Here is a 9,266-nt window from a genome sequence, read left to right on the forward strand (position 1 = left end):
CACTACGGTCCTTCGGCTCTGTCGCCGGGTCTCGTGAACGGTATCACAAACTATTTGAATAGGTCTTTACCCAGAGGGTGTGCCAACTGTCACACATGAGGGCTACAACGCCCGTGTGTGCAGGACATCGAGGCGACTTGTCTGGTATTGGGCCCGAAAATGCCGTTCGTCAACTCGGCGTTCCGGCCTTACGCCGGTCCGTGAAGCGCGAGCGGTTGCCGATCGCCGTCGCCCCGTTGATCCCGGCCGGCACCGGCACCCGCTCCTCCGGGGCCGCCCCGGCGACCGTCGTGGGGACGGCGGGGAGCTTGCGGCGCCGGTAGCGCGGCGGCACGAAGGACTCCGCCCAGCGGGGCGCGCGGGGCGTGAACCGGGGCAGCAGGAGCAGCACCAGACCGACCGCGCTCAGCACCGTGATGCCGAGGACGATCCACATCGAGGTCGAGTGCACCGAGTACGCGAGCGTGCCGAAGGCGATGAGCGCCGACCAGAAGTACATGATCAGCACGGCCCGGCTGTGCGAGTGGCCGATCTCCAGGAGCCGGTGGTGCAGGTGCCCCCGGTCGGCCGCGAACGGCGACTGGCCCTTCCAGGTCCGGCGCACGATCGCCAGGATCAGGTCGGCCATCGGGATCGCGATGATCGTCAGCGGGAGCAGCAGCGGGATGAAGACCGGCAGGGCGGCGTGCGTGGCCTGCCGGGTCGAGCCCTCGAAGATCTTCAGGGTGTCCGGGTCGACCTGTCCGGTGATCGAGATGGCCGAGGCGGCGAGGATCAGGCCGATCAGCATCGAACCCGAGTCGCCCATGAAGATCCGCGCCGGGTGCATGTTGTGCGGCAGGAAGCCCAGGCACATGCCCATGAGGATCACGGTGAAGAGGGTCGCCGGGGCGGCCGCCTCGATCGTGTAGCCGTACCAGAGGCGGTAGGCGTACAGGAAGAAGGCCGTGGCGGCGATGCACACCATGCCGGCGGCCAGGCCGTCGAGGCCGTCCACGAAGTTGACCGCGTTGATGGTGAGCACCACCAGCGCGACCGTGAGGAGCGTGCCCTGCCACTGGGTCAGCGAGACCACGCCCACGCCGGGGATCGGCAGCCAGAGGATCGTCAGACCCTGCACGACCATCACGCCGGCCGAGATCATCTGCGCGCCCAGCTTGATGAGGGCGTCCAGCTCGAACTTGTCGTCCAGGACGCCGATCAGCCAGATCAGGGCGGCGCCGGAGAGCAGCGCCCGGGGTTCGTTGGACAGCTCGAAGACGCTGTTCAGGTTCTGCAGGTGGTCGGCGACGAGCAGACCGGCGCACAGCCCGAAGAACATGGCGATGCCACCGAGCCGCGGAGTCGGTTCTCGGTGCACGTCGCGGGCGCGGATCTCCGGCATCGCCCCGGTCGCGATGGCGAACTTCCGCACCGGACCGGTGAGCAGATAGGTCACCGCGGCCGTGACACAGAGCGTCAGCAGGTAATCACGCACGGGCTGCCCCACAGGAATCGCTGGCCATCTCAGCCCCACACCCTAGCCGTGCCGTCCACGTGGTCTGAGACATACGGGCCACCCGAACGGTTGCGGCCGGGGCCGGCTCAGCGTCCGTACGGGGGAAATCCGCCGGTCAGCTCGCGCACCTCGGCCCGCACGCGGGCCGCCTCCGCGCCGTCGTCCCGCAGCGCGAGGCCGAACAGGGCGGCGATCCGCGCCATCTCCGGAATGCCCATGCCCTGCGTGGTGACGGCGGCCGTGCCCAGCCGGATGCCGCGCCCGTCCCCGTACGGCAGGGCGCAGGTGTCGAGCACGATCCCGGCGGCGGCCAGCCGCGCGCGGGCGGTGCGGCCGTCGACGCCGAGCGGGGCCGGGTCGGCCGTGACGAGGTGGGTGTCGGTGCCGCCGGTCGTCACCGCGAAGCCCTCGGCCTCCAGGGCGGAGGCGAGAACCCGCGCGTGGGTGACCACCTGATGGGCGTACGCGCTGAACGCCGGAGTGGACGCCTCGCCGAAGGCCACCGCCTTGGCGGCGATCGTGTGCATCTGGGCCCCGCCCTGCGTGAACGGGAACACCGCCCGGTCGATCCGCTCCGCCAGCTCCTCGCCGCACAGGATCATGCCGCCGCGCGGACCGCGCAGCACCTTGTGGGTGGTGGCGCAGACGACGTCGGCGTACGGGACGGGGTTCGGGGCCGCCCCGCCGGCGACCAGCCCGATGGGGTGGGCCGCGTCGGCGATGAGGTAGGCGCCGACCTCGTCGGCGATCGCGCGGAAGACGGCGTGGTCGAGATGGCGGGGATAGGAGACGGACCCGCAGACGATCGCCTTGGGCCGGTGGTGGCGTGCGAGGGCGGCGACCTGCTCGTGATCGACGAGACCGGTCTCGGCGTCGACGCCGTACGGGACGAAGTCGAACCAGCGGCCGGAGAAGTTCGCGGGCGAACCGTGCGTGAGGTGGCCGCCGTGTCCGAGGCCCATGGCGAGGACGGTGTCCCCGGGCTTCAGGAGGGCCGCGTAGGCCGCCAGGACGGCCGAGGAGCCGGAGTGGGCCTGCACATTGGCGTGGGCGGCCCCGAAGAGGGCGGTGGCCCGCCGTACGGCGATCCGCTCGGCGGCGTCGGCGTACTCGCAGCCGCCGTGGTACCGGTTGCCGGGGTAGCCCTCGGCGTACTTGTTGGCGAGCGGGGAGCCGAGCGCGGCGAGGACGGCGGGCGAGGTGAAGTTCTCGCCCGCGATCAGCTGCAGCCCGTCGGCCTGCCGCCGTGCCTCCCCGAGCAGCACGTCGGCGATCTCCGGGTCCTGGCGGCGCAGGACGTCGGTTTCCTCTGCGGGGGGCGCGGTGACCGGCATGGCTGACTCCGGACGTGGAGGGGTGTCACCCCCAATGTAGGCACGCCGCCGCGCCCCCGCCCGTCCACGCGGCCCGGCCGTGTCCGAAGCCCCTCCCGCGGGCCGTCCGGCGCTCCCCCGGAGCCCGGCTCCCGGCGCCCGCCGCCCGCCGTTCAGCGCTCCCCCGGGACCCCCGTCAGCGCCGTCACGACGGGGTCGAGCGCTTGGCTGATCTCCTCGCCGATGGAGCGGAAGAACGTGATCGGGGCGCCGTACGGGTCGTTGACCTCGTCCGCCTCCGCCGAGGGGGCCAGCAGCCACCCGCGGAGAGCGGCGGCGGCGCGGACGAGGGCGCGGGCGCGTTCGACCACGCCCTCGCCGCGCGGGTCCGGGAGCGTGGCCGGGTCGATCGCGCGGACCAGGCGGGTGAACTCCTTCAGGGTGAAGGTGCGCAGTCCCGCCGAGTGGCCCATGGAGATGACCTGCGCCCGGTGGTCGCGGGTCGCCGTGAGGACGAGGTCCGCGCGGATGACGTGCTCGTCGAGGAGCTCGCGGCCGACGAAGCCGCTGTAGTCCGCGCCGAAGTCGGCGAGGACGAGTTCCGCGTTGGCCTCCATGGGGGCGCCCTCGTGGCCCCAGGTGCCCGCGCTCTCCACGATGAGGCCGCCGAGGGGGTCCCCGGCGTGCCCCGGGGAGCGTTCGCCGAGGCGGACGCTCAGGGCGTGGCGGGTCAGCCGCTCGGTGATCGGCGAGCGGCAGACGTTGCCGGTGCTGACGTGGAGGATGCGGAAGGTGTTGCCGTCGTCGTACCCCGCTATGCCACGCCCCTCAGGGGCGGTCAATTGGCCACCTCGAGGTCGGGTACGACCTTCCGGAGCTCGTCCGGGGACAGCGCGCCCTCGCGCAGCAGCACCGGCACCGGGCCCGTGACGTCGACGATGGAGGACGGGAGGTCGGCGGGGGTCGGGCCGCCGTCGAGATAGACGGAGACGGAGTCGCCGAGCATCTGCTGGGCGGCGTCGCAGTCCTCCGGTGCCGGGTTCCCCGCGGTGTTCGCCGAGGTGACGGCCATGGGGCCGACCTCGGTGAGGAGTTCGAGGGCGACCGGGTGCAGCGGCATGCGGAGGGCGACGGTCCCGCGGCTGTCGCCGAGGTCCCACGCCAGGGACGGCTGGTGGCGCGCGACCAGGGTGAGGGCGCCGGGCCAGAAGGCGTCGACGAGCTCCCAGGCCTGCTCGGAGAAGTCCGTGACGAGGCCGTGCAGGGTGGTCGGGGAGCCGATGAGCACGGGCGTGGGCATGCCGCGGCCCCGGCCCTTGGCGGCCAGCAGGTCCGTGACGGCCTCGCTGCTGAAGGCGTCCGCCCCGATCCCGTACACGGTGTCGGTGGGCAGCACGACCAGTTCGCCGCGGCGGACGGCGGACGCGGCCTCGCGCAGCCCGGCCTTGCGGTCGGTCGCCTCGTTGCAGTCGTATCGCCGAGCCATCAGCTCCGGACCTCCTCGTACGCGTCGTGCTGGGTCATGGTGTCGCCTTGCGGGCGGTCGCGAAACGCGGCCGGTTGTTCAGGTCCGGGTGGTCGGCGGCGTCGGCCCAGCCGGCCTCCTCGTTGAAGATCCACGGCACCTGCCCGCCCTGGGTGTCGGCGTGCTCGATGACGACGAGGCCGCCGGGGCGCAGCAGGCGGTGGGCCGTGCGTTCGATGCCCCGGATGGTGTCGAGGCCGTCCTCGCCGGAGAAGAGGGCCATCTCCGGGTCGTGGTCGCGGGCCTCGGGCGCCACGTACTCCCACTCGGTGAGCGGGATGTACGGGGGGTTGGAGATGACCAGGTCGACCTGGCCGTCCAGCTCGGGCAGGGCGGTCAGCGCGTCGCCCTGGTGGACGGTGACGCGCGAGCCCTCGGCGTTCTTCCGGGTCCAGACGAGCGCGTCCTCGGACAGCTCGACGGCGTGCACGCGCGAGCGCGGCACCTCCTGGGCCATGGCGAGGGCGATGGCCCCGGAGCCGGTGCACAGGTCGACGATGAGGGGTTCGACGACGTCCATGGCCCGGACGGCGTCTATGGCCCAGCCGACGACGGACTCGGTCTCGGGGCGGGGCACGAAGACGCCGGGGCCCACCTGGAGCTCCAGGTACCGGAAGAACGCCCGCCCGGTGATGTGCTGGAGCGGTTCGCGGGCCTCGCGGCGGGCGATCGCCTCCCAGTAGCGGGCGTCGAAGTCCGCGTCCTTGACGTTGTGCAGCTCCCCCCGCTTGACGCCGTGCACGAACGCGGCGAGCTCCTCGGCGTCGAAACGCGGTGAGGGAACGCCGGCGTCGGCCAGCCGCTGGGTGGCCTGGGCCACCTCGGCAAGCAGCAGGTTCACGCTGGTCCTCCGTGGTGCGGGGGGTGGGGCTTGAGGGGTGCCTCGGGCGGGGGCCTCAGGCCGCGGCGAGCTTCGCCGCGGAGTCGGCGTCGACGCAGGCCTGGATGACCGCGTCGAGTTCGCCGTCGAGGACCTGGTCGAGGTTGTACGCCTTGAAGCCGACGCGGTGGTCCGAGATGCGGTTCTCCGGGTAGTTGTACGTCCGGATCTTCTCGGAGCGGTCGACGGTGCGGACCTGGCTGCGGCGCGCGTCCGCGGCCTCGGCCTCGGCCTTCTCCTGCGCGGCGGCGAGCAGCCGGGAGCGGAGGATGCGCATGGCCTGCTCCTTGTTCTGGAGCTGGCTCTTCTCGTTCTGGCAGGAGGCGACGATGCCGGTCGGCAGGTGGGTGATGCGGACGGCGGAGTCGGTCGTGTTGACGGACTGGCCGCCGGGACCCGACGAGCGGTAGACGTCGATGCGCAGGTCGTTGGCGTGGATCTCGACATCGACCTCCTCGGCCTCGGGCGTGACGAGGACGCCGGCGGCGGAGGTGTGGATGCGGCCCTGCGACTCGGTGGCGGGGACGCGCTGGACGCGGTGCACGCCGCCCTCGTACTTGAGGCGGGCCCAGACGCCCTGGCCGGGCTCGGTGGCGCCGTTGCCGCCCTTGGTCTTCACGGCGACCTGGACGTCCTTGTAGCCGCCGAGCTCGGACTCGGTGGCGTCGATGATCTCGGTCTTCCAGCCGACGCGCTCGGCGTAGCGGAGGTACATCCGGAGCAGGTCACCGGCGAAGAGGGCGGACTCGTCGCCGCCGGCGCCGGCCTTGATCTCCAGGATGACGTCCTTGTCGTCGCTGGGGTCGCGGGGCACCAGGAGCAGGCGGAGCTTGTCGGTGAGCTCCTCGCGCCGCTTCTCCAGCTCCTTGAGCTCGGCGGCGAAGTCGGGGTCGTCGTGCGCGAACTCGCGGGCGGTCTCGATGTCGTCGCCGGTCTGCTTCCAGGAGCGGTAGGTGGCGACGATCGGAGTCAGCTCGGCGTACCGCTTGTTCAGCTTGCGCGCGTTCGCCTGGTCGGCGTGGACCGACGGGTCTGCGAGCTTCTTCTCGAGGTCGGCGTGCTCGCCGACCAGTTCCTCGACCGCCTCGAACATCGGGGGCTCCTGGGGTTTTCGTCAGTTGCTACGGGACGCCAAAGCGCCGGTCCCGGCCGCCCGCGCGGGGCAGCCGTGGACCGGCGCAGGGGCTCGCTACTTCTTGGCGGAGCCGGCGGCCTTGCCGAAGCGGGCCTCGAAGCGGGCGACGCGGCCGCCGGTGTCGAGGATCTTCTGCTTGCCCGTGTAGAACGGGTGGCACTCGGAGCAGACCTCGGCACGGATGGTGCCGTCGGTCAGGGTGCTACGGGTGGTGAACGACGCGCCACAGGTGCAGCTGACCTGGGTCTCGACGTACTCGGGGTGGATCTCGCGCTTCAAGGTGTCTCCTAGTTTCGGGAGGGCTCCGGGTCGTCGCCGCGGGTTGCGGCCGGACGTGAACCGGGGCCGACGTACCAGTCTGCCAGGACTGGCCGCATCTCCCCAAACCGGGGGGCGGCGCCGGTTATTCCAGGGCTCGTCCGCGGCCGGTCCGGGGCTCGTCCGGGAGCCGTCGAGGGGCGCCGGGGCTCAGCGCACGACCCCGTCGGCCCTGCCGGTGGCGGCGTCCCGGGTGGCGGAGGCGGGGACGGGCCGGTCGGCCCTGAGGGCGGCCCAGACCTGCTGGGAGCGGGCTTCGAGCGGGACGACGCGGTTGGGGTCCCGGGGGTCGTAGACGACCGGGAGGGTGATCATGTGGACCTTGTCGGCGCCGATGCCGGAGAGGCCGCGGGCGAAGCCGGTGAGCTCCTTGACCGAGTCGAGCTCGGAGTCGGGCGTGATGGCCTTGGTGGCGGCGTCGGCGAGGCCGAGGAGCTTGGTGGGGCTGGTGAACACCCCGACGCTCCTGACCTGGGCCAGGAAGGCCTTCATGAAGGCCTGCTGGAGCTGGATGCGGCCGAGGTCGCTGCCGTCGCCGACGCTCTTGCGGGTGCGGACCAGGGCCAGGGACTGCTCGCCGTCGAGGGTGTGGGTGCCGGGGGCGAGGTCGAGGTGGCTCTTGGTGTCCTTGATGGCGCGGGTGGTGGTGACCTCGACGCCGCCGAGTTCGTCGATCAGCTTCTTGAAGCCGGTGAAGTCGACCTCGATGTAGTGGTCCATGCGGATGCCGGACATCGCCTCGACGGTCTTGACGGCGCAGGCGGGGCCGCCGGCCTCGTACGCGGTGTTGAACATGGCCCGCCGCGCCCCGGGGACGGTGGCGCCCGTGGAGTCGGCGCAGGCGGGGCGGGTGACGAGGGTGTCGCGCGGGATGGAGACGACGGAGGCCTCGGTGTGGCCCTCGTGGACGTGGACGACCATCGCGGTGTCGGAGCGGGCACCGCCCTCGTCGGGGCCGTAGGCGGCGTTGTCGCCGGCCCGGGAGTCGGAGCCGAGGACGAGGATGTCCAGGGAACCGTTGGCGAGGTCGTCGGGGCGGTCGCCGCCCAGTTGGGCGTTGATGTCGACGCCCTGGAGGTTGCCGTCGAGGCGGAGGTAGGCGGAGCCGAGGCCGGCGCCGGCGAGGACGAGGACCGCGGCGGCGCCGGCGAGGAGCACGCCGGTGCGGCGGCGCGCGGCGGGCGGCTTGCGGCGGCGTCCGGTGCCGGCACCGGGTATGCGGCCGCTCTTGTTCTGCACGGTCATCGTCTTCCTTCGGGCCCTGGGTTCACCTTCTGTGACGGCGAAACGCCCGAAAGAGTTGCATACGGACCTGTGCGCCGCCGGTGCGCCAGGGCCGGGAACGCACCGCGCCCGCCGTGCGGAAGCACGGCGGGCGCGGTGGTCGACGCAGGTCACGAGGGTGTTACGGCTCCGGGGGCCGGGCCGCCGGCCCGGGGGCCGCCCTCGCGCGCTGTGACGCGAGTCTCACGTCAGTCGTTGTTCGAGGCTCCCGGGGTGGTCTTCTGGATCTGCATCAGGAACTCGCCGTTCGACTTCGTCTGCTTGAGCTTGTCGAGCAGCAGCTCGATCGCCTGCTGCTGGTCGAGCGCGTGCAGCACGCGGCGCAGCTTCCAGGTGACGGCGAGCTCCTCGCTGCCGAGCAGGATCTCCTCCTTGCGCGTACCCGAGGCGTCGACGTCGACGGCCGGGAAGATGCGCTTGTCGGCGAGCTTCCGGTCGAGCTTGAGCTCCATGTTGCCGGTGCCCTTGAACTCCTCGAAGATCACCTCGTCCATGCGCGAGCCGGTGTCGACCAGCGCGGTGGCCAGGATGGTCAGCGAGCCGCCGTCCTCGATGTTGCGCGCGGCACCGAAGAAGCGCTTCGGCGGGTACAGCGCGGTCGAGTCGACACCACCGGACAGGATGCGGCCGGAGGCGGGCGCGGCGAGGTTGTACGCACGGCCCAGGCGGGTGATGGAGTCGAGCAGGACGACCACGTCGTGACCCAGCTCCACGAGGCGCTTGGCGCGCTCGATGGCCAGCTCGGCGACGGTGGTGTGGTCCTCGGCCGGACGGTCGAAGGTCGAGGAGATGACCTCGCCCTTGACCGACCGCTGCATGTCGGTGACCTCTTCCGGACGCTCGTCGACCAGGACGACCATCAGGTGGCACTCGGGGTTGTTGTGGGTGATCGCGTTGGCGATCGCCTGCATGATCATGGTCTTGCCGGTCTTCGGCGGGGCCACGATCAGACCGCGCTGGCCCTTGCCGATCGGCGACACGAGGTCGATGATCCGCGTGGTCAGCACGCCCGGGTCGGTCTCCAGACGGAGGCGGTCCTGCGGGTACAGCGGGGTCAGCTTGTTGAACTCCGGGCGGCCGCGGCCGGAGTCGGCGGCCATGCCGTTGGCGGAGTCCAGGCGGACCAGCGCGTTGAACTTCTCGCGGCGCTCGCCCTCCTTGGGCTGCCGGACGGCGCCCGTGATGTGGTCGCCCTTGCGCAGGCCGTTCTTGCGGACCTGGGCGAGGGAGACGTACACGTCGTTCGGGCCCGGCAGGTAGCCGGAGGTCCGGATGAACGCGTAGTTGTCGAGGATGTCGAGGATGCCCGCGAC

The 9,266-nt window shown here is 71.8% G+C and carries 9 protein-coding genes; all 9 read right to left on the reverse strand.

The features are described from left to right. Window positions 1–169 precede the first annotated feature (169 nt). Window positions 170–1,477 (reverse strand): MraY family glycosyltransferase, encoded by a 1,308-nt coding sequence (locus RIF68_RS16390; protein ID WP_309052000.1) that lies wholly within the window; start codon window positions 1,475–1,477, stop codon window positions 170–172. Window positions 1,478–1,584: 107 nt separating this feature from the next. Continuing rightward, window positions 1,585–2,832 (reverse strand): serine hydroxymethyltransferase, encoded by a 1,248-nt coding sequence (gene glyA, locus RIF68_RS16395; RefSeq protein WP_309052001.1) that lies wholly within the window; start codon window positions 2,830–2,832, stop codon window positions 1,585–1,587. Between the two features lie 152 nt (window positions 2,833–2,984). Then, window positions 2,985–3,653: a protein-tyrosine-phosphatase gene (locus RIF68_RS16400; protein ID WP_309052002.1), complete on the reverse strand. Its 669-nt coding sequence runs from the start codon at window positions 3,651–3,653 to the stop codon at window positions 2,985–2,987. After that, window positions 3,650–4,297, reverse strand: coding sequence for an L-threonylcarbamoyladenylate synthase (locus RIF68_RS16405; protein WP_309052003.1), 648 nt, complete (start codon window positions 4,295–4,297; stop codon window positions 3,650–3,652). The genes RIF68_RS16400 and RIF68_RS16405 overlap by 4 nt, the downstream gene beginning before the upstream one ends. Window positions 4,298–4,331: 34 nt before the next feature. Next, window positions 4,332–5,177, reverse strand: coding sequence for a peptide chain release factor N(5)-glutamine methyltransferase (prmC, locus tag RIF68_RS16410; protein WP_309052004.1), 846 nt, complete (start codon window positions 5,175–5,177; stop codon window positions 4,332–4,334). 55 nt (window positions 5,178–5,232) lie between these two features. Then, complete coding sequence (prfA, locus tag RIF68_RS16415; RefSeq protein WP_309052005.1) at window positions 5,233–6,309, reverse strand: peptide chain release factor 1; 1,077 nt, start codon at window positions 6,307–6,309, stop codon at window positions 5,233–5,235. 96 nt (window positions 6,310–6,405) lie between these two features. After that, complete coding sequence (gene rpmE, locus RIF68_RS16420; RefSeq protein ID WP_309052006.1) at window positions 6,406–6,630, reverse strand: 50S ribosomal protein L31; 225 nt, start codon at window positions 6,628–6,630, stop codon at window positions 6,406–6,408. Window positions 6,631–6,819: 189 nt separating this feature from the next. Continuing rightward, a complete protein-coding gene (locus RIF68_RS16425; protein WP_309052007.1) occupies window positions 6,820–7,914 on the reverse strand; it encodes an LCP family protein in 1,095 nt (364 codons plus the stop codon). Between the two features lie 227 nt (window positions 7,915–8,141). Then, window positions 8,142–9,266, reverse strand: a 1,125-nt coding sequence (gene rho, locus RIF68_RS16430; RefSeq protein WP_309052008.1) for a transcription termination factor Rho, incomplete at its 5' end; no start/stop codon positions are given.

The organism is Streptomyces sp. (genome assembly GCF_031178505.1).
In the GTDB taxonomy this organism is placed as follows: Bacteria; Actinomycetota; Actinomycetes; order Streptomycetales; family Streptomycetaceae; genus Streptomyces; species Streptomyces gulbargensis.

Coding starts and splice junctions, on each gene's coding strand:
- prfA (WP_309052005.1), bottom strand. CDS start 6,309: ATGTTCGAGGCGGTCGAGGAACTGGTCGGCGAGCACGCCGACCTCGAG.
- glyA (WP_309052001.1), bottom strand. CDS start 2,832: ATGCCGGTCACCGCGCCCCCCGCAGAGGAAACCGACGTCCTGCGCCGC.
- RIF68_RS16425 (WP_309052007.1), bottom strand. CDS start 7,914: ATGACCGTGCAGAACAAGAGCGGCCGCATACCCGGTGCCGGCACCGGA.
- RIF68_RS16405 (WP_309052003.1), bottom strand. CDS start 4,297: ATGGCTCGGCGATACGACTGCAACGAGGCGACCGACCGCAAGGCCGGG.